22 protein-coding genes and 2 pseudogenes are annotated in these 23,832 nt (G+C 50.4%); 11 read left to right on the top strand and 13 right to left on the bottom strand.

Translation table 11 applies throughout. The annotated features are described in order from the left end of the window. Positions 1–20: 20 nt before the first annotated feature. From KHX94_RS08055 to KHX94_RS08015, 8 genes are all read right to left on the bottom strand, one after another. Entirely contained in the window at positions 21–509 is a 489-nt protein-coding gene (locus tag KHX94_RS08055) for a GNAT family N-acetyltransferase (protein ID WP_213683006.1), read from the bottom strand. Beyond that, entirely contained in the window at positions 499–1,296 is a 798-nt protein-coding gene (locus KHX94_RS20360; RefSeq protein ID WP_244859374.1) for a GFA family protein, read from the bottom strand. The genes KHX94_RS08055 and KHX94_RS20360 overlap by 11 nt, the downstream gene beginning before the upstream one ends. 56 nt (positions 1,297–1,352) lie before the next feature. Then, positions 1,353–1,874, bottom strand: a complete 522-nt coding sequence (locus tag KHX94_RS08040) for an O-acetyl-ADP-ribose deacetylase (RefSeq protein ID WP_213683005.1) — start codon at positions 1,872–1,874, stop codon at positions 1,353–1,355. Between the two features lie 44 nt (positions 1,875–1,918). Further along, positions 1,919–2,353 carry a GNAT family N-acetyltransferase gene (locus KHX94_RS08035; protein WP_213683004.1) on the bottom strand — a complete coding sequence of 145 codons (435 nt, stop codon included), beginning with the start codon at positions 2,351–2,353 and terminating at the stop codon, positions 1,919–1,921. Positions 2,354–2,370: 17 nt separating this feature from the next. Beyond that, positions 2,371–2,754, bottom strand: a complete 384-nt coding sequence (gloA2, locus tag KHX94_RS08030; RefSeq protein WP_213683003.1) for an SMU1112c/YaeR family gloxylase I-like metalloprotein — start codon at positions 2,752–2,754, stop codon at positions 2,371–2,373. Positions 2,755–3,242: 488 nt separating this feature from the next. Further along, the gene (locus KHX94_RS08025) at positions 3,243–5,351 is read right to left on the bottom strand and encodes a M13 family metallopeptidase (RefSeq protein WP_213683002.1); all 2,109 of its coding nucleotides are present in this window, start codon (positions 5,349–5,351) and stop codon (positions 3,243–3,245) included. A gap of 117 nt (positions 5,352–5,468) precedes the next feature. After that, the gene (locus tag KHX94_RS08020) at positions 5,469–5,765 is read right to left on the bottom strand and encodes a hypothetical protein (protein WP_213683001.1); all 297 of its coding nucleotides are present in this window, start codon (positions 5,763–5,765) and stop codon (positions 5,469–5,471) included. A 114-nt stretch (positions 5,766–5,879) separates the two neighbouring features. Next, a complete protein-coding gene (locus tag KHX94_RS08015) occupies positions 5,880–6,065 on the bottom strand; it encodes a hypothetical protein (protein ID WP_213683000.1) in 186 nt (61 codons plus the stop codon). Between the two features lie 50 nt (positions 6,066–6,115). Between KHX94_RS08015 and KHX94_RS08010 the strand changes: the two are divergent. Continuing rightward, positions 6,116–8,358 (top strand): annotated as a pseudogene (locus KHX94_RS08010) (TonB-dependent receptor). A 191-nt stretch (positions 8,359–8,549) separates the two neighbouring features. Here the strand turns inward: KHX94_RS08010 and KHX94_RS08005 are convergent. The 5 genes and pseudogenes from KHX94_RS08005 to hslR all read right to left on the bottom strand — a co-directional run bounded on the left by KHX94_RS08005 (position 8,550) and on the right by hslR (position 13,364). Beyond that, positions 8,550–8,981: a Fur family transcriptional regulator gene (locus tag KHX94_RS08005; RefSeq protein ID WP_213682999.1), complete on the bottom strand. Its 432-nt coding sequence runs from the start codon at positions 8,979–8,981 to the stop codon at positions 8,550–8,552. Between the two features lie 25 nt (positions 8,982–9,006). Continuing rightward, positions 9,007–9,597: a PadR family transcriptional regulator gene (locus KHX94_RS08000; RefSeq protein ID WP_213682998.1), complete on the bottom strand. Its 591-nt coding sequence runs from the start codon at positions 9,595–9,597 to the stop codon at positions 9,007–9,009. A 543-nt stretch (positions 9,598–10,140) separates the two neighbouring features. Then, positions 10,141–11,957, bottom strand: a pseudogene (locus KHX94_RS07995) (M14 family metallopeptidase). Between the two features lie 136 nt (positions 11,958–12,093). Continuing rightward, on the bottom strand, positions 12,094–12,954 hold the full coding sequence (hslO, locus tag KHX94_RS07990; RefSeq protein WP_213682997.1) for an Hsp33 family molecular chaperone HslO: 861 nt from the start codon (positions 12,952–12,954) through the stop codon (positions 12,094–12,096). Between the two features lie 14 nt (positions 12,955–12,968). Beyond that, complete coding sequence (gene hslR, locus KHX94_RS07985) at positions 12,969–13,364, bottom strand: ribosome-associated heat shock protein Hsp15 (RefSeq protein WP_213682996.1); 396 nt, start codon at positions 13,362–13,364, stop codon at positions 12,969–12,971. A gap of 267 nt (positions 13,365–13,631) precedes the next feature. Between hslR and gspC the strand changes: the two genes are divergently transcribed. The 10 genes from gspC to gspL are packed head-to-tail and all read left to right on the top strand — an operon-like array spanning position 13,632 to position 23,830. After that, the gene (gspC, locus tag KHX94_RS07980) at positions 13,632–14,540 is read left to right on the top strand and encodes a type II secretion system protein GspC (RefSeq protein WP_213682995.1); all 909 of its coding nucleotides are present in this window, start codon (positions 13,632–13,634) and stop codon (positions 14,538–14,540) included. A 24-nt stretch (positions 14,541–14,564) separates the two neighbouring features. Then, positions 14,565–16,703, top strand: coding sequence for a type II secretion system secretin GspD (gspD, locus tag KHX94_RS07975; protein WP_213682994.1), 2,139 nt, complete (start codon positions 14,565–14,567; stop codon positions 16,701–16,703). Next, positions 16,696–18,261 carry a type II secretion system ATPase GspE gene (gene gspE / locus KHX94_RS07970; RefSeq protein ID WP_213682993.1) on the top strand — a complete coding sequence of 522 codons (1,566 nt, stop codon included), beginning with the start codon at positions 16,696–16,698 and terminating at the stop codon, positions 18,259–18,261. Before gspD ends, gspE begins: the two co-directional genes overlap by 8 nt. A gap of 3 nt (positions 18,262–18,264) precedes the next feature. Further along, positions 18,265–19,488: a type II secretion system inner membrane protein GspF gene (gspF, locus tag KHX94_RS07965; protein ID WP_213682992.1), complete on the top strand. Its 1,224-nt coding sequence runs from the start codon at positions 18,265–18,267 to the stop codon at positions 19,486–19,488. A gap of 33 nt (positions 19,489–19,521) precedes the next feature. After that, entirely contained in the window at positions 19,522–19,956 is a 435-nt protein-coding gene (gspG, locus tag KHX94_RS07960; RefSeq protein WP_213682991.1) for a type II secretion system major pseudopilin GspG, read from the top strand. Between the two features lies 1 nt (position 19,957). After that, a complete protein-coding gene (gspH, locus tag KHX94_RS07955) occupies positions 19,958–20,533 on the top strand; it encodes a type II secretion system minor pseudopilin GspH (protein WP_213682990.1) in 576 nt (191 codons plus the stop codon). Then, complete coding sequence (gene gspI / locus KHX94_RS07950; RefSeq protein ID WP_213683371.1) at positions 20,520–20,888, top strand: type II secretion system minor pseudopilin GspI; 369 nt, start codon at positions 20,520–20,522, stop codon at positions 20,886–20,888. Before gspH ends, gspI begins: the two co-directional genes overlap by 14 nt. Further along, positions 20,869–21,618: a type II secretion system minor pseudopilin GspJ gene (gene gspJ / locus KHX94_RS07945; RefSeq protein ID WP_213682989.1), complete on the top strand. Its 750-nt coding sequence runs from the start codon at positions 20,869–20,871 to the stop codon at positions 21,616–21,618. Before gspI ends, gspJ begins: the two co-directional genes overlap by 20 nt. A 2-nt stretch (positions 21,619–21,620) precedes the next feature. Then, positions 21,621–22,604: a type II secretion system minor pseudopilin GspK gene (gene gspK, locus KHX94_RS07940; RefSeq protein ID WP_213682988.1), complete on the top strand. Its 984-nt coding sequence runs from the start codon at positions 21,621–21,623 to the stop codon at positions 22,602–22,604. A 38-nt stretch (positions 22,605–22,642) separates the two neighbouring features. Beyond that, complete coding sequence (gspL, locus tag KHX94_RS07935; protein WP_213682987.1) at positions 22,643–23,830, top strand: type II secretion system protein GspL; 1,188 nt, start codon at positions 22,643–22,645, stop codon at positions 23,828–23,830. Positions 23,831–23,832: the final 2 nt, after the last annotated feature.

Genomic DNA, 23,832 nt, shown 5'->3' with positions numbered 1-23,832 from the left:
GAAAGTACGCCTATTGCGATTTAGCCTGCCGTTATTTTCTCCATAAAAACGCTGTTTGGATCTAATTGATAATCGGCGAATGGCGGGCATTCCCTAAAACCAAATTTCTGGTACAGCGAACGGGCGGGGGCAAAAAAGTCCATAGCACCTGTTTCCAAACAGAGTTTGCTCAACCCCAGACTCTCTGCCTGTTGTTGCAGGTGCTGCAACAAGGCTGAAGCTACGCCTTGGCGTCTGGCGGCGGCAGTGGTTCGCATCGATTTTATCTCACCATATTGGTTAACAATATCCTCAGCATGATGCAGTTTCAGGGCGATACAACCCAACAATTGCTGCTGTTGCCAGGCCGTCCAGAACAGAATGTCAGGTTGCCGTAGTTTATTAACATCGAGCGCATGTACGCTTTCTGCGGGTGAGGTGGCATACATGTCATCCAGATGAGCCTGTAATAGCGCAATTACTTGGCAAGAACGCAAATCATCTTTTTGAATAATAATGCTATTTGTCATTTTTGTTGTGCGTGGGTTGCTGGTCGAGATAAGTATCAGGTACGGATAGATGTTGGGCTCTGAAAAAGCTGAGCTGATCAAAATAACCGCGTTGGTGGCGGATTTTCCCGGCTTCAACTAAAAAGAAGCCACATCCTTGCAACCCCAAAGGGTCTTGCCATTCAAGGATGGCCCAATCACCAGCCTCATGCAGTTGTGCTATTTCACACTGCATATTAGCGCGGCCAAATTCGGTCTCAAACAGCTGGCGAATCGCCGCCAGACCTCGCAAGGGTTCGGTAACAACTTGGTGGTTAACTGCATCGTCGTGGTATAGCGCGCAAAGACCGTCAATATCCGCTTGATTAAAGCAAGCAACCCAGGCGAGAACTACCGCTTTGGGACTGGGCGGTTCGTTGGCTGGTGCTGCATCAATGCTCTTATGCGCCAGTTTATGTGCATGTTGTTCCCAATGTTGACCATCGAAATCCGTGACTTTGACGGATGCGGGCGGGGTATCTAGGCAATTGACATTGACATCGATGCCATCAGGATTAGAACGCGGAATATAAAAAGGCTTGATACCACAGATTTTGCAGAAGGTGTGCTGCGCAATCTTGGTGTTAAAACGGTAGTTTGTCAGCACTTCTTCGCCACTGAGTAAACGGAATTTGCTGCGTGGCACTATCAGGTGCAGGTATCCGGATTTACGGCAAATCGTGCAGTTACAATAATCAGCCTCCAGTGCCGCGGGCGCGTCAACTTCAAACTGCACTGCCTGGCAGTGGCAGCTGCCATGATAGATCACGGGCGTCTCCTGCTGTTGTTTTCTACCGTTTTACCTAGTATTGCGCTAGGAGTAAATTAATTGGCGATGAGTTTTGCCAGCGTCTGTCGCCAAATCTCAGCAATCTCATGATTAAAAAGATAAAACACAATATGCAGATGTTTGAATTGCGGCTCATTACAGGTCTGTAATGCGATACCCGCTGCGGCTGATAATGGATAACCATACACACCGCAAGAGATGGCTGGCAAGGCGACTGAATGGCAGCCGTGGGCCATTGCCAGTTGTAACGATGAACGATAAGCCGCTGCAAGATGTGCCGCTGGCGTTGGGTCGCTCTGATAAATTGGCCCAACAGTATGCACCACATAATGCGCGGCTAACTGGCCAGCGCTGGTAATACGGGCTTCACCAACGGGGCAGCGTTCGCCTTTAATTTCGGGTATTTTCCGGCATTCAGCAAGTAACTGCGGCCCCGCTGCCCTGTGTATGGCACCATCAACGCCACCACCAACCAACAGGCGGCTGTTCGCGGCGTTCACTATGACATCTTCGGCGGCACGAGTAATGTCGCCTTCTACCAGTTGGATGTGATTCATAACCTGTCTCTCCCAACCTGACAGCGGATAGTTTGCGGTTACTTTTACTTTAGCTGGTATACATTGGGCTGCCAGATTTGCATCAGGCTTTGCGGATTGGTCACAGCGGTAAAACCGTATTGGGCATAAAGCGAGTGCGCATCGCGGGTCGCCAGCATCATGCGTCTAAGCCCTTGCAATTCGGGGTGCTCAATCACCGCTTGCAACAGCATTTTGCTCAGTCCTTGCCCTCGATGCTGCGGCAAAATAAACACATCTGCGAGGTAAGCGAATGTGGCTTTATCACTGATCACGCGAGCAAATCCCACCTGTTGTGCATCACTGTTGTAAACGCCAAAACAAAGTGAGTTTGCGATGGCTTTACGTAAGACTGCTTCTGGGATCCCGGCCGCCCAATAACTGCTAGCGATAAACTGGTAAATGCTGGCAAAGTCTAGTCTGGCAGGGTCGCTACTTACTTGGTAACCGGCAACTGTCATGGCGAATTCCTGAGATATTATTTTTCGTAGAGTTCCAGTGGCAGATTATCGGGGTCTGCGAAAAAGGTAAACTGCTTGCCGGTATATTCGTCGGTGCGTATGGGTTCACAGCTGATGCCCTTGGCTGCCAGCCATGCGATAGTCTCAGTGAGAGAATCGACACCAAAGGCTAAATGACGTAATCCCTGTGCTTCAGGGCCGCTCGGCCGTGTTGGTGCGTCAGGGAATGAAAACAGTTCCAATTGTGCACCATCTGGCAACTGTAGATCTAATTTCCAAGAACGCCGTGCCGACCGATAATGCTCAGCGATTATCGGCAGTGCGAGCATGTCACAGTAAAATCGTTTTGAACGTTGGTAATCACTACAGATAATCGCCACATGGTGGATACCAGAGAGCATGGTAATACCTTAGGATTTTGTCACATGACATTTACCATACCCCATCATCATGCGAGGGCACGATCATTTGTTTTGTCACGGCAGAGAAAAAAGCGTGCCGAGGCACGCTTATCAGCATTTGCTAAAGGAAGAGTGTTGCATTAAAACGGATAGCAGGGTGCAATCGGTGTTCGGGGAGAAAGTGAAGACTGGTTGTAGCGCTGGAAATTACGCGTTGAAGCTGTTTCCAACATGGCTAAAACCCGGTGTATTCATTCCCTGAACTATTACATAAACCTCCTGTTATCACCTGATTGTCGCATGTCACAAACAAAGTTTATTGACGTCGGTAATCAGACATTCACAGCCTAGCACAACTGCGCTGCTTGTATGAAACAACTATTTTGTAACAAATTTCACCAGATACAAAAGTCCAGTGGCAGCTCTAAGGGCATTACGTTTTTGCTATGAACAGCCCGGCCGTGCCGGGCTGCTTCACCAACGCAGACTTACCAGACTTTCACCCGTTGTTCTGGTGCCAGATATAGCTTATCACCTGGTTGTACGTTAAATGCGCTATACCAAGCATCCAGATTACGGACGGTGAGTGCACGGTACATGCCTGGGGCGTGGCCATCGGTGGCGATACGTTGCCGTAGTGCCTGATCGCGCATTTTAGTGGCCCAAGTTTGAGCAAAACCAATAAAGAAGCGTTGGTCACCAGTAAAGCCATCAATAACCGGAGCGGCTTTACCCTTGAGTGAAGCATGGTAAGCGTCCAGTGCAGCGGCGAGACCTGCAACGTCAGCAATATTTTCCCCGAGAGTTAGCTTGCCGTTAACATGCAGATCTGGGAACGGATAATAAGTGTCGAACTGTGCGGCCAGTGCTTCGCCTTGTTGGGCAAAGCGCGCAAAATCGTCCTTAGTCCACCAGTTACGCATAGCGCCAGTAGCGTCAAATGCAGCGCCGTTGTTGTCAAAGCTGTGGCTGATTTCGTGACCGATGACGGCACCAATAGCCCCATAGTTATAAGCGGCGTCAGCCTTGGCATCAAAAAATGGTGGTTGCAGGATCCCGGCCGGGAAGTTCAACGCATTTTGCACGGGCAAATTCACCGCATTCACTATCTGCGGCACCATCCACCACTCATGTTTATCCTGTGGCTTACCAATCTTTGCCAACTGTTGCAGGTAGCGCGTCAGCTCGCCAGCAATTTCATTGTGATAGGCATCAGTGGCGGATACTTGATAGTGGCTGTAATCGAGCCAAGTGTCGGGGTAGCCGACACCAACGACTAGCGAGTTAACCTTGGCTAGCGCTTCTTTTTTGGTGGTTGGTGCCATCCATTGCAATGCTTCTACTCGCTGATGGAAGGCATGAATAATCTGTTGCACCATCTCGCCGACTTTGGCTTTTGCTGACGCAGGGAAATATTTTTCCACATAGTCTTTACCTACGGCGTCCCCTAGATATTCATCCAGTGCCCCCAACGCGCGTTTATCGCGGCTACGCTGCTGCGGTGTGCCAGACAACGTTGTGCCGTAAAAGGCAAAATAGGCATTGTCGATGGCGGCTGGCAATACATCGGTATGGGCATTGATCTGATGGAATACCAGCCAGTCCTTCCAAGATTCCAATGGTTCTGACGCCACCAACGCAGCCAAATGGGTAATGGCGGCGGCGTGGTATGCGGCGAAGCGCGGTTGTTGCCCTAACTGTGCGGCATTCAGAAATGCCTGCCAATCAATGCCTGGGGCTTTGCTGTCGAAATCTGCTCGGCTCCAGATGGTGGATGATTTGGCGAAGTCTTCGCTTTCTTCACGGCTGACGTGGGCGGTGGCGATTTTAGTTTCTAGGGCGAAAATGCGTTCGGCTTTGGCTGCCGCATCGGCAATGCCAGCGGTATTCAGCAAGGTTTCAATGTAATGGCGGTACTGCTGACGGATGTCGGCCATTTTAGGAGAATCAGACAGATAATATTCACGTTCTGGCAAACCCAGACCACCTTGCAGCATGTAGGGTAAAACTTCGCCTGGGGTGGCCAGACCCTGGGTGACAAATAGGCCAAACAGGTTTTCGGTGGCGTAGTGAGTAGCATTCAGAGGGTCGACATCTGCCCGGAGATTGCTACCTAACACGGTAGCGAGTTGCTGTTTGTTACTGATCTCGGCATAGCGCGCCAAATCAGCCTGTAGTGGCTGCAAACCTGCCGCATCAATTGCCGCTGTGTCGATGTATGCCTTGTAAAAATCAGCGATACGCGCTTCATCACTGCCGGCGGGATGCTGGCTCTTTACCAGATTGGCAATCAGCTCTGCCTTGTGTTTTTCGGTAGCGTCGAAAGCCACTAAAAAGGCGCCGGTGCTGGAACGATCGGCGGGGATCTCAGTTGTTTTCATCCAGTTGCCATTAGCGAACTGATAAAAATCATCGCCGGGCTTAACGGCTGTATCCATGGCGTTGACGTTAATGCCGATATCTACGGTCGCCGCTGCAACGGGTGCTGCTTTTGTTTCAGCCACAGTTGATGATGGCTGCGTTTTATCATTACAGGCGGTTAAACCACCCAACAGGACGGCACTGACCGCCGCCGCAGTTATTAATTTGGTAAACATAGGGTTCCCTTGTTGATTGGGCCGATGGGAAAATTATTCAGCACGCAGTGTACCTTGATGCGCAGCGGTTCTCATTAACGAGATTCGGCATAATGTGTGAAATTATGTGTCTGACAACTATTGCTGATAAAACCCTAAAAGCAGGGTAACAACCAGCAACGAGACGGCAGCAATTTTAAGCCATTTAGTTTGGCGCTGATAACGCGCCAGCAGTGGATCGCTGTGTTGACTCAGACCGCCTTCCCGTAACGATGTGTTAATGGCCGCCACGACACCGGTGCGGGCGTGACTGAGCGCTTGCCACTCATGGGGAAATTGCTGCTGTAGGTATTGTTTGATGCGATGATCGAGCCACCATTTTAAGAGCAAAATTAACAGCGCCGTGGCGATCACCGCGAGCAGTATTGATTCCATAACATTTGATGCGAGGTGAATTGACACTATAGCCTAACGCGCCTAAACCCGAGAAGGTAGTCACTGAGGGCAAAAATTGTCGGGCAGCAACGGTAACGCCTGCCACTGGTGCTATCAACGGGCGAGGCCAAGGTAAACGGCTTGTTCTCTAGTATTTCGCCCCAGCGTTAAGTGCATTATTAAAGACATCTTTAAAATAGTTGTTTCATTTTTAGAATAGTTTTTTCCTAAACAAGAAAATTCAAATTTATCACAAACTGTTAATATCGCGCCCGAACTTCTCAGGGGATGTTTCAACATAAGAAACACCTGTCATTTATAAAAATATATAAATCAATCGGTAATCAATGATGAGCAAACTGTCCAAGCTGTTTTTAAGCGTTAATGCAGCGTTGATCGCCAGCGGTTCGCTGGCCTACGCAGACGAACAATCCACCCAAACCGAAGACGGCAAATTAGAACGGATTATGGTGACGGCCCAGAAACGGGTGCAGAACGCGCAAGAAGTGCCAATGTCTATCTCTGCCTTGAAAAGTGATGATTTACAGGCTATGGGGGCGGCGGGTGATGATATCCGTTTTATGTCTGCACGTATTCCCAGCCTGAACATCGAATCTTCATTTGGACGTACCTTCCCCCGTTTCTACATTCGTGGCATGGGTAACACAGATTTTGATCTGAACTCTTCACAGCCAGTATCGCTGGTGGTGGATGATGTGGTACAGGAAAACGCGATTCTTAAAGGTTATCCGATTTTTGATTTGGAACGTGTCGAAGTTTTGCGCGGCCCACAAGGGTCATTGTTCGGCCGCAATACCACAGCGGGTATCATTAAGCTGGAAACCAAAAAGCCAACACAAGAATTCAGTGCGTATGCCAAAGCCTCTTATGGCACCTATAACACCATCAATATGGAAGGTGCTGTGGGTGGTGGTCTGACAGATACCATCTCTGCTCGTCTGTCTGTGCTGGATCAGCATCGCGATGATTGGGTTGATAACAAAGCCCCTGGTTTTGAAGCCAAAGATCAAGCCGAAGGTTACAACGACAGAGCCGCTCGCTTACAGGTATTGTGGCAACCTAACAGCGATTTCAGCGCCTTGCTGAATGCTCATTACCGTAATTTGGATGGTACGCCTCGGGTATTCCGGGCTAACGTGATAAAAACAGGCACCAATGATCTGGTGGATGGTTTTAGACGTGACACTGTGTACCAGGATGCCGCCAGCCGGGCCGAACAGTCAGTCAAGACCCACGGTGGCAGCGCTAAACTGGAATACAATCTGGGTGACTATACCCTGACCTCTATCACCGGATATGAGTCTGCCGAAGCTTATTCCCGTGGTGATATTGATGGTGGTTATGGCGCTGCATACCTGCCTTATATGGGACCAGGTATGATTCCTTATACTTCTGAATCTGCCGATGGTTTGCCGGATCACAGCCAGTGGACACAGGAACTGCGTCTGTCCACCAATGAACTGGGGCGTTTAGACTATCAGGTCGGGCTGTTCTATTTTGATGAGTCTTTGGACATCGACAGCTTTAGCTACGATGAGAACGGCTTGCAAAATGGTTACGCCTATCAGAAGCAGGATACTAAGGCTTGGGCGGCCTTTGGTTCTATGGATTACGATGTTACCGACGACTTCAAGGTCACTGCCGGGGTGCGTTACTCCCATGACAAGAAAGATTTTGTGGCACAACGTCTGGTTTCACCAGAGCAAGGCGGCTTACCAACCGCTAAGTTATATGCAGATCCTTCAGATGGACAGATCAGTTGGGATTTGAGCGGCGTCTATAGCCTTGATAGCGATACTAATATCTACGGCCGTGTTGCCAAAGGCTTCCGGGCTCCATCAGCTCAGGGGCGTTTGCTGTATGGTAATAACGTTACCGTCGCTGATTCAGAAACCATGTATAGCGGTGAGTTAGGGATCAAATCCGATATCCTGGATAACCGTGGCCGCGTCAACTTTGATGTGTTTTATTATCAACTGCAAGATCAGCAACTGACTGCTGTGGGTGGTGGTGTGAACTACAGCCGCCTGCTCAACGCCGATAAGTCTGAAGGCTACGGTTTTGAAGTAGATTCTCAGTTTGCGGTGACAGATAACCTGCTGGTGACTGCTGGTATCAGTTATAACCATACGGAAATCAAAGACGACCAACTGGCTATCGCCGTTTGTAGCGGTGGTTGTACCGTGACCGATCCGTTGGATGCTGATGGCAATGCACTGATCGACGGTAATTCATTACCTCAGGCACCACGTTGGACTGGGAATGTGACCGCCAACTACACTTACCCGCTGGCCGATGGTGAGCTGTTTGTGTTCACTGACTGGGCTTATCGCTCTAAGGTTTCTTTCTTCCTGTACGAATCCAAAGAGTTTGAAAGCAAATACCTGCTGGAAGGGGGCTGCGTGCCGGTTATCGCTGGAGCAACGGTGGTCACGACTATGAAGTTGCCGCTTATGGCCGCAATATCACCGACACCACTCGGGTTACTGGCGCCATTGACTTCAACAACCTGACTGGCTTTGTTAATGAGCCACGTATTATTGGCATTGAATTCAAGGCTAGTTTTTTCTGATATAGACGATGCTAACGTCGCGTCAGTATCGCCATAAACGCCCAGCGAGCCGCTTGGCTACCTTGTGGTGACACAACAACGGAAACTCAGCAATGGGTTTCCGTTTTTTTATGGCACTTCAAACTCGCGCAGCTTAGTGCCTGTCTCATTGGCTGATGCTAGTGAGTTTGCTGCAAGTGAGTGTGGCGGGACTAATACTTCACGGTTGCAGGAGGCTGCTCCTGCGGTTTGACATAGATATTTAACTGTACGTCTACTATGGCGTATCCCATCTGTTGCACAGTGCTCAGTAATTGTGTCACTAATGCATCGTTCTGGATTTCCAAAATTTCACCTTGATGAATATCGATCAGATGCATATGTGGTTGTTCATCAGCTAATTCATAGTAAGCCTTGCCTTGGATCAGTTGGTTGCGTCTTAGCAATCCCGCGCTGGAAAAATCGTTCAGCACCCGGTATACCGTGGCAAGTCCTGTGTCAAAACCAACGGTCTGCAATTGCAAATACAACTGTTCAGCGGTGAAGTGACGTTGGTTGCTGCGTGTGAGAATATCCAGTACAGCGACCCGTTTGCGGGTGGGTTTAATATGGTATTGATGCAGCAGTTGTTCGACCTCGGTCATAACGGATTCTCCCGGTTGCCACCGATTAATGCTTTTCAATCTCTTGCGCCGCCTGCTCAATAATGTGGGCGATGGCGGTTGCGACGGGTTCAGCTAAATCATCATTGGCAAATTTTCTGCGCAACGCCGCTTTCAATTGCTGTAGCGCCGCATTGATTTGCGGATTATTGCGTGCACGTTGCCTCAGCGCTTGCCGCTCAAGACGTTGCAGCAAGACCGACAACTGCTCCGCATGTTTGGCCAGATGTGCCTTTCCGGCGTCAGTGAGCACATAAACCTTACGGCCGTCTTGTGTGTTGTCATCACCTTCTGCACAAATAAGGTGAGTGGTTTCCAGTGCATTCAAGGTGGGGTAGATAACGCCAGGGCTTGGTTGATATCCGTCTCCGACTTGGTCGCCAATGGCTTTAATCAGCTCATACCCATGTGCCGCACCTTGGCTGAGCAGGTGCAGTATCAGTCCCTTTAATTCACCACGATGAAAACGCCGATGACGCTGTGGTTCAGCTTCAATATGGTCTGGGCTTTTGGCCTGTGCCACTTGGGCAAAGCGCAACTTTGCTTGACCGCAGTGGCCGCGATGTTCGTCAGCCAAGATGCGATGAAATGGTTTCATAGTGTTTCTCATGTTTTAAGATATATCTTAAACTAATTTCTATCGTTGACTTTGTCAACTAACTTTTCACTATGTACACCCAGTAACCCAGTAACCCAGTAACCCAGTAACCCAGTAACCCAGTAACCCAGTAACCCAGTAACCCAGTGCCAGCTGGCAGCGCTGCCTGATATTGCTAGTGCAACTGTAGCGAGTAGGTATGGCTGGCGAGGTGGGTTCTCAGTGAGAGTCCGCTCGCGCACTCAAAGGATTGAACGGGGAGCATTAATACGTAGTTCATGCCAGCCTAGTGAACTGAGCTAGCGCTTTCCTGGCATGTTTTGTATAGCTCTTGGGATGGTGAGGTTTGGTGTAGACCGCCCGCTAGGGGCGGTCTGTGGAATACGGCGCATTTAGTGCGGTGTGGGCTTTGCTATCACAGTTAGGGCTTACCGCTAGAGCTTGAGCGCCATGAGCTAACCGCCGCGCCGACGACTCTGCTGAATTATCCTGTGTAAGTATCCCCATGGTCATTAACCGGTATTTGACGCAGTGGGTGGCACATTAACGGCTGCGGTATACCGGATAAAGCAGATACTGCTTATCAAAATAGGGGCTGCGTTCGTAAAACCAACGTAAGCGGGCCTGAGGATCAGCCGCAAATACGGGGTCTTTCAACGCCAGTGCAAAAGCCTGTTTTAGCTCAGGTTGCTGTGCCAGCATCTGCGCGGCTAGCGGTTCAATGGCGTAATCTTCAATGTATTCGGTGCGGTTAGTTATCGTATTGAAAAAGCCCCATTGCAGCAGTGAATCGGGCGATTGGGGTTCTAGCAACATGATAGCTAAATCGCCCAAAGGTTGATCTGTGGGGATTTCTACCGTGCCAGCCGGTAGCGTGACCGAGGTTTTTCTAGTTTAGCATTGGCTTGTAACCGTTGCCGGCCTTCGAAGCTGCGCTGGCCGAACTGCGGATTGCTAAGATGATATTGCTGCAATGTCATGGTGGTTGCCTGTGGCAGTGTTTCCATGCGAATGCCGTGCATGGCGAGACGCTGGATGACTTTTTGCCATTGCGGTGGGATGTAATAGGCGGCTGGACGACTAACCTGGATCCCTTCTTTGGTGGTGCTAAACAGTGGCAGTTGCGGATAAAGTTTGGCTTCGCCGTCCCAGCGCACCACGTTAGCGCCAGAAATGGCACTGTGCTCAATGCGATAACCGACCCCAAGAAAATCCCGGGTAGTGGGTTGCAGTTCTCGTTCCCATGTCAGCGTTAGCAGTTGTGGGTAACGATAACGATCTTTCTCGATGGCTGCTTGTAACCGAGTGGCCTGCTCACCAACCGTTTTCAAGGTTTGTTCTAGCAACACATAGGTGCCCAATACCCGCTGTTTGAAAGGCTTCAGACTATGGTTTTCAATCAACACGGTAGGCAGGTGCCGGGCGTCGCCATAACCATCGGAGTAGCGCTGACTCGGGTGCCACAGCTCTAGCCCTTTAGATAAATCTGTGTTGTCGACGGTGAAAACTAATGGCCCGGGCGTGTGGTATGCGGCGGTGAGCGCTTGTTCTATCTGCGGCCGATAACTCTGGCTAAACCATTGGTAAATATTGGGGCTTAGACCTTTCTGGGTGTGGTAACCAAAGGTGATATCGTACTGGTAATCAAGGCCGTCAGTGACATGCACATCAATGTAGAGCTGTGGCTCCCAGCGATTGATGGCGCTCAGCACACTTTGAATTTCGAGCGTGTCGGCCTTGGCGTAGTCACGGTTAAGATTGAGATTCTGGCTGTTACTGCGCCAGCCCATTTGCACAGGACCGCGTTGATTTACCCGGTTATATTCACCGCTGCGTTCATGGCCATCCACGTTAAGAATCGGGACGAACAGTAAATTAACGTGTTCCAGCAGTTGTCGCTTGTCGCCTTGGAAGATATCGCGCAGCAGCATCATGCCGGCATCTTTGCCATCTATTTCACCGCCATGGATCCCCGCTTGCACTAACACAGTGGGTTTATGGTTAGCTTGCAGTTGCTGCGGTGTTTTGGCGTCTTCATCGCTGGCAATGTACATCCAGATCTCACGCCCTTGTGGGCTTCGGCCTAAGCTGACTTTCTCTAAGCCGCTGCTGTCGTCCAGCAGGTTATCGAGCCAGTGGATGGTGTCGGGGTAGCTAGGGCTGCGGATGCCACCACTTTGTTCAAACGGCGTAGCCCAACGACTATCTCCCGCTTGCATTAACGCCTCATCTGCGCCATGCCAGGGCCGCTGCGGTGGCAAGATGTTGTCATTAACATAAGTCGATAACGGAGCTGTTTGTGCCAGCGCGGATAATGGCAATAGAGTGGCACATAAGGCAAACAGCGGCAGGAAACGCATGAGAAACTCCGACAATAGCTTGAAACTAGCTACTGATGTTTCAACAATTTAGTCGGGGTTTCAAGGAAAACGCAGATAATCTTGGCGCTTCTATAAGAAATAGGCCAGCATTGCGGCTAGCCTATCTTTGAGCAGGTTATTGCTGGCGTTGTGGTGCGCTGCTGATGTTAAAAATGGCTTCCACATCGATGGCGTCAAAGCTGTAGTGGCTGTTGCAATATTCACAGTCCATTTCTACCGCGCCACGCTCGGCGATAACACTGTCGATTTCTGCTTTATCCAAGGTACGAATGGCGGCGGCACAACGTTCGCGTGAACAGCTGCAATGGAAACTGATGTCGATAGGTTCAAACAGTCGCAGATCTTCTTGATGATACAACCGATGTAATATTTCCCGCGCAGGCAACTGATACAGTTCTGCGGCGCTGATAGTGGCGGTCAGTTGCTGCAAGTGCTCAAAATCTTCGTGTTGCGGGTGTTCACTCGGTAATACCTGCAATAGCATGCCAGCCGCCTGCTGCCCATTGGCGAACAGCCAAATACCGGTAGGCAGTTGTTCTGACTGGGCAAAATAGTCTTCTAGGCATTCGGCAACTGTTGCTTTGTCCAGGGCAACCACACCTTGGTAGCGCTCACCATCTTCCGGTGTCACGGTAATTGCCATATAACCGTCTGGGAGGAGTTGCTGCAATGTCGCATCATCGGCAATCTCACCTTGCCAGCGCGCCACTCCACGCAACTGCTGGTTGTTGGTACCGTTGATCACGGCCAGCGATACCGGCCCTTTGCTTTGCAGTTGCACACTGATGTCTCCGCTGAACTTCAATGTTGCGGTTAACAGCGATGTGGCCGCCAGCAGTTCTCCCAACAGTGTCTGGATCCTTGCTGGATACTGATGTGTTGCCAGTACCTGTTGGTAACTTTGCTGCAGTTGTACCATCTCGCCACGAACGTCAGCATTGTCAAATAGATAGCGGTGAAGTTGGTCTTGGTTCATTCGGGGTCTCACAATCAGGATTCTTTAAAACGGATCAGTTGCCGTCGCTGCTTTTTATCCGGTTTACTATCTGGCGCCGGATTTAACAGAATATTCAGCCGTCTTGCTTCTGCATTCGCCTGACGCTTGCTGATACTCTGTGCTGTCTCTTCATATAGTGTCTGCGCAATGGCGGCGCTTTGGCGGACACCAGAAATTTTTATGATCACGATCTCTTTCTCGTCATATCCCTGACGTAACTTAATACGGGCGCCGATTTCAGCATTTTTGCTGGATTTGGCTCGTTGACCGTTATAGTGCACCTTACCGCTATTGACCATCTCTTTGGCCAGCGCCCGGGTCTTATAAAAACGAGCTGCCCATAACCACTTATCTAGCCTGACAGCCTCGTCATTGTGGCTTTCCACCATGGTGCCGCTCCTGTTATATAGATGAAGATGGATGAGATCACAGAGTTGCTAAAACCGGAAACATATACGCTTAACCGACGTCAAAGAGTGGGGCGCATCACACCCTTTTTCGGCGCGAAAAGGTAGCATAATCTGGCTGTTTTAGCCAATTCTGGGCGGGTAGTGCTCTTGTTGATACCTTAGCTCTAGGTTAGCATGGCGCAGGATTTAATTAGTAAATCAGATAATAATATAGAAACAGTGCCTGAATAAGAGGCCCGGGAAAATATGGATTCTCTGGACAAGATTATCACCAAGGTGTCGGCTATTCCGTCAAAACCAGCCAGCAATGCTGTGTTCTGGTTATTGTTGCTGCTGGTATTGTACTTGGCGGCACAGATCACCTGGAAACTGATCCCGGTATCTAATCCTCCTTTGGCTTGGCAGCCCACCATTGCCGGGCCAGCGCAGCAACAAGGCGTGGATTTATCCGTGATTAAAGGGCTGGCATTGTTTGGCAAGGCCGATACTCATCAGGCCCAAGTAAAAGCCAGCGCGCCGGAGCTGATCACCGATGCGCCAAAAACTTCATTATCCATTTTGTTGACCGGGGTTGTGGCTTCCACCGCAGAACAACATGGGCTGGCGGTGATTGAATCACAAGGTAGCCAAGATACTTACAGCCCAGGCGATAAAATTAAAGGCACATCGGCATCGCTGAAAGAGGTCTATGCTGATCGCATCATTATTACTAACGCTGGCCGTTATGAGACGCTGATGCTTGATGGGCTGGAGTTCACCACCACCAATACTGCCAATACCCAGTTGCAGCAAGCGCGCACCGAGAAACCGTTACAGATTGACCGCCGCGATGAAACGCTGGGGCGTGATATTCAGGAATCCCGCGACCAACTGCTGGCGGATCCCGGCAAGCTTGCCGACTATCTGGCCATTTCGCCAGTACAGCAGAACGGTGAATTGTTGGGATACCGTATTAACCCAGGGAAAAATCCTGAGCTATTCCAAAAAGCGGGATTTAAACCCAATGATTTAGCCAAAGCCATTAACGGCTACGATTTAACCGACATGGCCCAAGCGCTTGATGTGATGGGTCAATTGCCAGATCTGACCGAAATTTCCGTCACAGTAGAACGGGAAGGCCAACTGGTTGAACTTATGTTTAGTTTGCCGCAGTAACGCAGGTTTAGGGGAAGTTGAATAATGAATAATAAACGGATTCGAACCAAGCTGATCGCGGGGTTGGTGGCTACCGCTGCCTTGTTGACCCAACCGAGCGCCTGGTCGGAACAATATGCGGCCAACTTCAAAGGCACTGATATTCAGGAATTTATCAATATCGTAGGTAAAAACCTGAATAAGACCATCATTGTTGATCCCACGGTGCGCGGCAAGATTAACGTGCGCAGCTACGACATGCTCAACGATCAGCAATATTACCAATTCTTCCTTAACGTGCTGCAAGTTTATGGCTATGCCGTAGTGGAGATGGAAAACAACGTCATCAAGGTGGTGAAGGATAAAGACGCCAAAGTCTCCTCTATTCGCCTCGCCGATGACAAAACACCGGGATTGGGTGATGAAATGGTCACCCGCATTGTTGCCCTGTATAACACCGAAGCCAAACAGCTGGCGCCTTTATTACGGCAGTTGAACGATAACGCTGGCGGCGGCAACGTGGTTAACTATGATCCATCAAACGTGCTGATGATCACCGGCCGCGCCGCAGTAGTGAACAAGCTGGTGGATATAGTCAAGCAGGTGGACAAACAAGGGGATGTTGACACCCAGGTGGTGCAGCTGAAATTTGCCTCTGCCGGTGAGATTGTGCGGATTATTGACAACCTGTACCGTACCAGCGCCAATCAGGCACAGATGCCAGGGCAGGCTCCTAAAGTGGTGGCTGATGAGCGCACTAACGCTGTGGTGGTCAGTGGCGATCAACGTAGCCGTGAACGGGCGGTGGAACTTATCTCTCGTTTGGATGCTGAGCAAGCCACGACGGGCAACACCAAAGTCCGTTATCTGAAATATGCTAAAGCGAAAGATTTGGTGGAAGTCTTAGATGGCTTTGCCAAGAAGCTAGAAAATAAAGATGGTACAGCAACCGCCGCTGCGGTGGCGGGTGGCACGGGTAAGCGTAATAACAACATCACCATCATGGCGCATGAAGAGACTAACTCGTTAGTGATCAGCGCCGAACCCGATCAGATGCGCACGCTGGAAAATGTTATCAATCAATTGGATATCCGCCGGGCGCAGGTGCTGGTTGAAGCCATCATCGTCGAAATTTCCGAAGGCGATAACATTGGCCTCGGGGTGCAGATGGGGTCGCTGTCTGGCGGCTTGACCCAGTTCAATAATATTGGGCCATCTCTGGCCGAAGTTGGTGCCGGGGTCTGGAGCGCGCGGACTAAAGACGGCAATACAATCACCACATATGACAGCAATAATCAGCCGATAGTGACCAAAAATCCAGACACCGACGGTGACGTAACCGCACTGGCCAGCGCCCTGAGTAAAGTCAACGGTGTGGCGTGGGGGATTGTTTCCGGCGATTTTGGTGCTTTGATCCAAGCCGTGGCATCCGATACCAATTCAAATGTACTGGCAACACCATCCATCACCACCTTGGATAACCAAGAAGCGTCTTTCATTGTCGGTGATGAAGTGCCCGTTATTACCGGTTCACAGAGTTCGCAAAACGGCAATAGCAACCCTTTTACTACGGTTGAACGTAAGGAAGTCGGCGTTAAGTTGAAAGTGGTTCCACAGATCAACGAAGGTAACGCGGTCAAGCTCGCCATTGAGCAGGAAGTTTCTGGTGTTAATGGTAACACCAGCGTTGACGTCACGTTTGCCACTCGTAAGTTATCCACCACTGTGATGGCCGACTCTGGGCAGATTGTGGTGCTCGGCGGGCTGATCAACGAAGAAACCCAGGAAAGTGTGCAGAAAGTACCATTGCTGGGTGATATCCCGTTCCTCGGGCAGTTGTTCCGCTCCAGCAGCAGTAAAAAGACCAAGCGTAACCTGATGGTATTTATCAAACCGACCATCGTCCGTGATGGCGTGACCATGGAAGGCATTGCGGGTCGTAAGTACAACTATTTCCGGGCGCTACAGCTAGAACAGCAACAGCGCGGTATCAACCTGATGCCAGATGCTAAAGTGCCGGTGATGGACGAGCTGAAAAGCGATGAGCAATTACCGCCAGACGTGAATGAAATCCTGCAGCGTTACAAAAACGGTCAGGGGCTGGCAATGCCTAAACGCGAGTCAGAACCGGCGTTAAAAGCGATTAACGGCGACAATAAACAAGACGGCAGTGACCATGAGTGAGATAGAAACTCAAACAGAGGACTTGACTCAGGTTTCCAGTGAATTGGGCTTGGCTGCTGAGTCAGAAGGTGATGAGCTGTTTAGTTCTGCGAGCAGTGAGCGTTTGCCTTTTGCGTTTGCCCATCGTCATGGCCTGGTGTTAAGTAAAGACGGTGAGCGCTTGGTGTTGTATTACACTGCCCGAGCGCCAATGTCTGCGTTGCTAGAAGCGCGCCGCTATGCCGGGTGTGAGTTGACCTTGGAAAAGGTCAACGAGGAAACATTTGAATATCGGCTGACACAGACCTATCAGAGTAATTCCTCTGAGGCGCAGCAGTTGATGGAAGACATCGGCAATGAGATGGATCTGTTTACCCTCGCAGAAGAACTGCCACAAACAGAAGATCTGCTGGAAGGGGATGACGATGCGCCAATTATCCGCCTGATCAATGCCTTATTGTCCGAAGCTATCAAAGAAGAAGCTTCAGATATCCATATTGAAACCTATGAAAAACAGCTGGTGATCCGTTTCCGCATCGATGGCGTGTTGCGGGAAGTATTGCGCCCCAATCGTAAACTGTCGTCGCTGTTGGTATCCCGTATTAAGGTTATGGCGCGGTTAGATATTGCCGAGAAACGCGTGCCACAGGATGGCCGTATCTCATTGCGTATCGGTGGCCGCGCGGTAGATGTGCGTGTTTCTACCATGCCATCCAGCCACGGTGAGCGCGTAGTATTGCGTTTGCTGGATAAAAATGCCGGCAATCTTGATTTGGTGCAGCTCGGGATGACGGAAGCCATCCGGGTGCAGTTTGAAGATCTGCTGCGTAAACCCCACGGTATTATTTTGGTGACCGGGCCAACAGGTTCCGGGAAAAGTACCACGCTGTACGCCGGGCTGACAGATATTAATCATAAAGATATCAATATCCTGACAGTAGAAGACCCTATCGAGTATGAAATCGAGGGGATCGGTCAAACACAGGTGAACACCAAAGTGGATATGACGTTCGCCCGTGGTTTGCGTGCCATTTTGCGTCAAGACCCTGATGTGGTCATGATTGGGGAAATCCGCGATCTGGAAACGGCGCAGATTGCTGTACAGGCTTCATTGACAGGCCATCTGGTGTTATCCACCCTGCATACCAATACCGCCTCTGGCGCCATTACCCGCTTGCAAGATATGGGGGTCGAACCCTTCTTGGTATCGTCCAGTTTATTAGGCGTACTGGCACAGCGACTGGTGCGTACACTGTGTGATGATTGCAAAGAGCCCCACCTGCCGAACAAACAGGAACGGGAGTTATTGGGGTTGTCCAAGAAGGAGGAAACGCCAATATACCGCGCCAAGGGATGTAAAGCCTGTGGCTTTAATGGCTATAAAGGGCGTACTGGTATCCATGAGTTGTTACTGGTAGACGATAAAATCCGTGAATTGATCCACGGTGGCCGCGGCGAACTGGCGATTGAGAAATATATCCGTGAATTCATTCCCAGCATCCGCCACGACGGTATGCAAAAAGTACTGGCCGGGGTCACCACCTTGGAAGAAGTGCTGCGCGTAACCCGCGAGGAGTAAGTAATGGCGGCGTTTGACTATAAAGCCCTTAACAGCGCGGGCAAGCAGGTCAAAGGGGTGATTGAAGCCGATACCCCAAGGCATGCTCGCAGTCAGTTGAGAGAGCAAAAGCTGATGCCGCTGGAGCTGACCCAGGTCACCGAAAAGGAGTCTCGGGTAGCGAAGACGGGTTGGCTAAATCGTCGACAACGGATTTCCGTGGCAGAACTGGCGTTGATCACCCGCCAACAGGCAACACTGATTGCTGCCGGATTGCCCGTTGAAGAAGCCTTAAAAGCGGTAGCACAGCAGTGCGACAAAGATCGCTTGGGGTCTATGGTGATGGCGGTGCGTTCACGTGTAGTCGAAGGTTATTCATTGGCCGATTCCATGGCTGAATTCCCGCATGTCTTTGACGATCTTTATCGTGCCATGGTGGCCTCAGGTGAAAAATCCGGGCATCTGGAAGTGGTACTTAACCGCTTGGCGGATTACACCGAACGGCGGCAACAACTGAAAAACAAACTAACGCAAGCAATGATCTATCCCGCCGTGCTGACACTGGTTGCGATAGCCGTGATTTCAATCTTGCTGACCGCGGTCGTTCCTAAGGTGGTGGTGCAGTTCCAGCATATGGGGCAGGAATTACCGGCCACCACTCGGGCATTGATCGCGTCTTCTGATTTTCTCAAAGATTATGGCTTGATTGTGCTAGGCGTGATCGTGCTGTTGTTCATTCTGTTTAAACGCATGTTGGCAAAAGCGGATTTCCGCATGAAGTACCACAGCTTTTTGCTGCGTATGCCGATTGTGGGAAAAGTCAGTAAAGGGCTGAATACCGCTCGCTTTGCGCGCACGCTCAGTATTCTCAGCGCCAGTTCTGTGCCACTGCTGGAAGGAATGCGTATCGCCAGTGAAGTCATGCAGAACATGCGTGTGCGAGAGGCCGTTACAGAAGCCACCGCCAGGGTGCGTGAAGGTACCAGCCTTGGAGCGGCGCTGACTAACACCAAACTGTTTCCGCCGATGATGTTATATATGATTGCTTCGGGTGAAAAAAGCGGTGAGCTAGAGCAGATGCTGGAGCGTGCGGCGGATAACCAAGATCGGGAATTTGAATCGAACGTCAACATTGCGCTGGGTGTTTTTGAACCAGCGTTGGTGGTCAGTATGGCGGTAATTGTGCTGTTTATCGTGATGGCCATTCTGCAGCCGATCCTGGCACTCAATAACATGGTCAGTGGCTAAGGCGGCTGGCTATTTTTAGGAGGAAGTAACGCAATGCAACGCAAAAACAGACAACGCGGTTTTACCCTGCTGGAAGTGATGGTGGTAATTGTGATCTTAGGGATTCTCGCTTCCATGGTGATGCCTAATATCATGGGCAACAAAGAGAAGGCCGATCAACAGAAAGCCGTGTCTGATATTGTCACGCTGGAGAACCAACTGGATATGTACAAGCTGGATAACAGCGTATATCCATCTACCGAACAGGGGTTGGAAGCTTTAGTGCAGAAACCTACCATTTCTCCAGAACCACGTAACTACCGTGAAGATGGCTACGTCAAACGTTTGCCACAGGATCCATGGGGTAACCCCTATATGCTGCTGAGTCCTGGTGAACACGGCAAAGTTGACGTTTTCAGTGCTGGTCCAGATGGACAGACAGGCACCGAGGACGATATTGGTAACTGGAATCTGCAGAAATATCAGTAATATGTCGCGTTTACGGGTGCAGGGTTTCACCCTGCTGGAAGTGATGCTGGTGGTGCTGCTGATGGGGCTAATGGCGGCTGCCGTTACCTTATCCATCGGTGGTGGTAATCAGCAACAACAGTTAACCCGGGAAGCGCAGCGTTTTATTGCGGTGACCGAAGCCGTGACAGATGAAGCCGTGCTCAGTGGCCAGTTTGTTGGGATCGTCATCGATAAAGATGCTTACCATTATGTGGTGTATGTGAACGATAAATGGCAGCCGTTACAGCGCGATAATTTACTGGCGGAACATACGCTGCCACAAGGGATCAGCACCGATTTACAGGTAGAAGGCTTGCCGCTGGATCAGGAAGAAGAACAGGATTCGTTGTTTGATGATGACAAACCATTTAATGACGACAAGAAAAAAGATGATAAAAATCCTGAGCCCCAGATCATGTTGTTGCCCAGCGGTGAAATGACCGGTTTTGAACTGACCTTTATCGCCAGCGGCGGTGACAAGCCATATGAACAGTTAGTCAGTGGCGATAACCTTGGCCGCTTGGTGATGGGGAGCTTTGATGATGCAGCGCAGTAAAGGGATGACGCTGCTGGAAGTGATGGTGGCGCTAGCCGTATTTGCGGTGGCTGCGGTCGCCATTACCAAAAGTATTGGCGACCAAGTGACTAATCTGCCAATGCTTGAAGAGAAAACGTTGGCGCAATGGGTGGCAGACAACCAGATGGTCGATGCCCGATTACAGGAGAAATTTCCGGCGCTCGGCACCAAAGATGGTCATGTAGAGATGGCTGGCAAGACTTGGTACTGGCGGCAGGAAGTCGTTAAAACCACCGACGAAAAATTTCGGATGATCCGCATCAGCATCAGTGACAACGATAAATATCAGCGGATCATCACCAAGGTAAGCAGCTATGTATTCAATCAAGAATAGCGGCTTTACCCTGCTGGAGATGTTAGTTGCTATCGGCATTTTTGCGATGCTCGGATTAGCCACTAACTCAGTGCTGCAAACTGTGATTAAAGATGATGAGGTGACCCGCGACTTCTCCAGCCAACTGCGTTATCTGCAACAGGGATTTGGCAGTATTGAACGGGATATGGGGCAGATGGTGGCACGCTCTTTTCGCAGCGCGACAGGCGTCCACACTGAGTTAGTGATACAGGCGGGTAATAACCTGTTGGACTCAGAATCACAGGCGTTGGTGTTTTACCGTATCGGTTGGCTTAACCCAGGCGGATTGCTGCCCAGAGGCAGTATTCAGTCGCTGGCTTATGTTGTGCAGGACGGCAAACTGCAACGCTGGTATTTCCCTTATCCGGATCCAGAAATTGGCGCTGAACCAATTAAAACCGTGCTGATGGATAAAGTGGTTGCCGTCAAGTACGCCTTTTATATTGATGGTAAATGGCAACAGGCCGAGCAGCAGAGTTTTAACCGTTTACCCGCAGCGATTGCCATAGAAGTAGAGCTAGAAGATCGCGGCACTATCATGCGTAAGTTTTTGTTACCTGAGGGCGCAGCCACATCGCAAGGTCAGGACGGTGAGCAATCGCAGGACGGTGCTGGCGACAATAAACCAGAAGATGGCACAGATGCTAACGCTGAGGAAAACAGTCCCGGCGGTAACAGCAGTGGCAACAACCGGGGCGAAGAGGAGTAATCATGCAGCGTAAACAGCGAGGCGTGGCCCTAATCGTTGTATTGCTGGTGGTTGCCATCATCGCCGTGCTGGCGGTCAGTATCAGTGGTCGTAATCAAGTATCGGTGCGGCGCACTATCAATCTGGTGGAATATGATCAGGCATACTGGTATGCCATCTCCGCCGAAGAATTGGCTCGTAAGGTACTGAAGCAAGATCTGGATGACTCGGAAGGCCGGGTGCATCTGCAACAATATTGGGCCTTGGCGAACGTTGTGTTTCCGGCTGAGGTGGGTCAGATAGGCGGTACTATCACGGATCTGCGCAGCTGTTTTAATCTGAACTCACTGAGTCAAACGGTTAGCAACCCTGGACAGACGGAAACCTTACCGTTGGCCGCTCGGCAATACACCGCATTGTTAGTTGCCTTGGGCTTGGACGAATTTAATGCGGAACGGCTGACATATACGCTGAAAGACTACTTGGATGCCGACAGTGCTGTTAGCCCTTATGGTGCCGAGGATGCTGAGTACGAGTCGCGTAAAGTACCTTACCGGGCGGCAAACACGTTGATGAGCGATCGTAGCGAACTGCGGGCGGTGTTGGGGTATAGCCAAGAGATTTACCGTAAACTGTTGCCTTATATCTGTGTGATCCCTGGCAATAATACTCAGATACTGAACGTCAACACGGTAAAAGTCGCGCAGGCGCCGTTATTAGCGGCAATGCTGGAAAACAAAATTTCAGTTGGCGAAGCAGAAAGCATTATTAATCAAAGAGCTGCCAGTGGTTTTGATAAAATAGATGATTTTTGGCAGCAAGGTTCATTAACCACAATTGCTAGCCAGGATGACAAATTGAAATCCAGTTTTACTGTCTCCAGTCGGTTTTTCCTGCTGGATGGCCGGGCAAAAGTGGATGATGCCATCTTTCATATGCAGAGCGTACTGCATGTGACGGGTGGCAATAAACTGGAAGTTCTGACTCGCCAATACGGCGGACAGTAATAACGGCCTTTACCCTTAGGGAATGGTGGAGAATAACAGTGAGTGAACGCTTATTTATCCGTTTAGGCAGTAACATCGACGAGCCTTGCGCCTGGTTGGTGTGGTCTGAACAGGAACAGGAGATCATCGCCTCCGGTGAGTTGGCGGATGCCCGCGCACTCTCGACACTGAGTGAACGTGCCGGCAATCGACCTGTGGATGTGCTGGTAGCGGGCGATGCCCTTAGCCTGACAACCGTTACCCTACCGGAAAAAGGTCAGCGCCAGGCGTTGAAAGCGTTACCCTTTATGTTGGAAGACTCGTTAGCACAGAATGTCGATGAGTTGCATTTTGTGCCGGGGCCTCGTGATGGTGATACTTTGCACGTTGCTGTGGTGGCCCATGCATTAGTACAGGAATGGCTGTCCTGGTTGCAGGATGCTGGCCTGAAACCGCGCAAGCTGGTGCCAGATTGTCTGGCATTGCCGCTGCTGGAGATGGATTGGGCCTTAATGGAATTTAATGGGCAGATGCTGCTGCGCCGCGGAATTGCGGATGGTATCAGTGTCAGTCGTGATTGGTTTGACATGTTATTTCCCTCCTTGCTTGAGCAACGTGAAACGCCGCCTTCCATAGCGTGCTATAGCCCATTTGTTGCCGATAAGGCCGATTGCCAGCAACAGCCGCTGGAACTGCCATTGCTGGTGCTGGCAAAAGGTTATCTGGACGCCCCTTTTAATCTGCTGTGTGGGCGTTACACACCTAAACGTGAATACAGCAAACAGTTGCTGCCTTGGAAGAAAGTCGCCGTAATTGCGGTGCTAGCCTTAGTGTTAGGACTGGTCAATAAAGGGCTGAATATCTATCGGTTAAACAGTCAGACGGCTGAGTTACAGGTGCAGACAGAAACCATCTACCGTACTGTGGCGGGTAATAGTCGCATTGTGAATGTGCGCTCGCAGATGGACTCGCTACTGCGTTCATTGCAGGGACAGGGCGCGGGTGGCGAGCTGTTTACCATGCTCGGCAGTTTGCAACAAGCATTTAAACAAGTACCTGATCTCAAACCTAATAATCTACGGTTTGATGGCAGTCGCAATGAAATCAGGATGCAGGTAACGGCGAAGGATTACGCCCAGATTGAAAAATTCAAAGGACTCGCCGGCGATCGTTTCCAGTTGGACGCGGGCGCGATGAACAGCATTGAAGGTGCCGTCACCAGCACTTTGACCCTGAGGAGCAAATAGAG

Origin of the sequence: Shewanella dokdonensis (assembly GCF_018394335.1) — a bacterium.
GTDB classification, from domain to species: Bacteria; Pseudomonadota; Gammaproteobacteria; order Enterobacterales; family Shewanellaceae; genus Shewanella; species Shewanella dokdonensis.
Note: the sequence above shows the minus strand (reverse complement) of the source record. Positions and strands in the feature narration are given on the sequence as shown.

Excerpts from the sequence above, each read along its gene's own strand:
- KHX94_RS08055 (WP_213683006.1), bottom strand. The coding sequence starts at position 509 with ATGACAAATAGCATTATTATTCAAAAAGATGATTTGCGTTCTTGCCAA.
- KHX94_RS08040 (WP_213683005.1), bottom strand. The coding sequence starts at position 1,874 with ATGAATCACATCCAACTGGTAGAAGGCGACATTACTCGTGCCGCCGAA.
- KHX94_RS08035 (WP_213683004.1), bottom strand. The coding sequence starts at position 2,353 with ATGACAGTTGCCGGTTACCAAGTAAGTAGCGACCCTGCCAGACTAGAC.
- gloA2 (WP_213683003.1), bottom strand. The coding sequence starts at position 2,754 with ATGCTCTCTGGTATCCACCATGTGGCGATTATCTGTAGTGATTACCAA.
- KHX94_RS08025 (WP_213683002.1), bottom strand. The coding sequence starts at position 5,351 with ATGTTTACCAAATTAATAACTGCGGCGGCGGTCAGTGCCGTCCTGTTG.
- KHX94_RS08020 (WP_213683001.1), bottom strand. The coding sequence starts at position 5,765 with ATGGAATCAATACTGCTCGCGGTGATCGCCACGGCGCTGTTAATTTTG.
- KHX94_RS08015 (WP_213683000.1), bottom strand. The coding sequence starts at position 6,065 with ATGTTGAAACATCCCCTGAGAAGTTCGGGCGCGATATTAACAGTTTGT.
- KHX94_RS08005 (WP_213682999.1), bottom strand. The coding sequence starts at position 8,981 with ATGACCGAGGTCGAACAACTGCTGCATCAATACCATATTAAACCCACC.
- KHX94_RS08000 (WP_213682998.1), bottom strand. The coding sequence starts at position 9,597 with ATGAAACCATTTCATCGCATCTTGGCTGACGAACATCGCGGCCACTGC.
- hslO (WP_213682997.1), bottom strand. The coding sequence starts at position 12,954 with ATGAACCAAGACCAACTTCACCGCTATCTATTTGACAATGCTGACGTT.
- hslR (WP_213682996.1), bottom strand. The coding sequence starts at position 13,364 with ATGGTGGAAAGCCACAATGACGAGGCTGTCAGGCTAGATAAGTGGTTA.
- gspC (WP_213682995.1), top strand. The coding sequence starts at position 13,632 with ATGGATTCTCTGGACAAGATTATCACCAAGGTGTCGGCTATTCCGTCA.
- gspD (WP_213682994.1), top strand. The coding sequence starts at position 14,565 with ATGAATAATAAACGGATTCGAACCAAGCTGATCGCGGGGTTGGTGGCT.
- gspE (WP_213682993.1), top strand. The coding sequence starts at position 16,696 with ATGAGTGAGATAGAAACTCAAACAGAGGACTTGACTCAGGTTTCCAGT.
- gspF (WP_213682992.1), top strand. The coding sequence starts at position 18,265 with ATGGCGGCGTTTGACTATAAAGCCCTTAACAGCGCGGGCAAGCAGGTC.
- gspG (WP_213682991.1), top strand. The coding sequence starts at position 19,522 with ATGCAACGCAAAAACAGACAACGCGGTTTTACCCTGCTGGAAGTGATG.
- gspH (WP_213682990.1), top strand. The coding sequence starts at position 19,958 with ATGTCGCGTTTACGGGTGCAGGGTTTCACCCTGCTGGAAGTGATGCTG.
- gspI (WP_213683371.1), top strand. The coding sequence starts at position 20,520 with ATGCAGCGCAGTAAAGGGATGACGCTGCTGGAAGTGATGGTGGCGCTA.
- gspJ (WP_213682989.1), top strand. The coding sequence starts at position 20,869 with ATGTATTCAATCAAGAATAGCGGCTTTACCCTGCTGGAGATGTTAGTT.
- gspK (WP_213682988.1), top strand. The coding sequence starts at position 21,621 with ATGCAGCGTAAACAGCGAGGCGTGGCCCTAATCGTTGTATTGCTGGTG.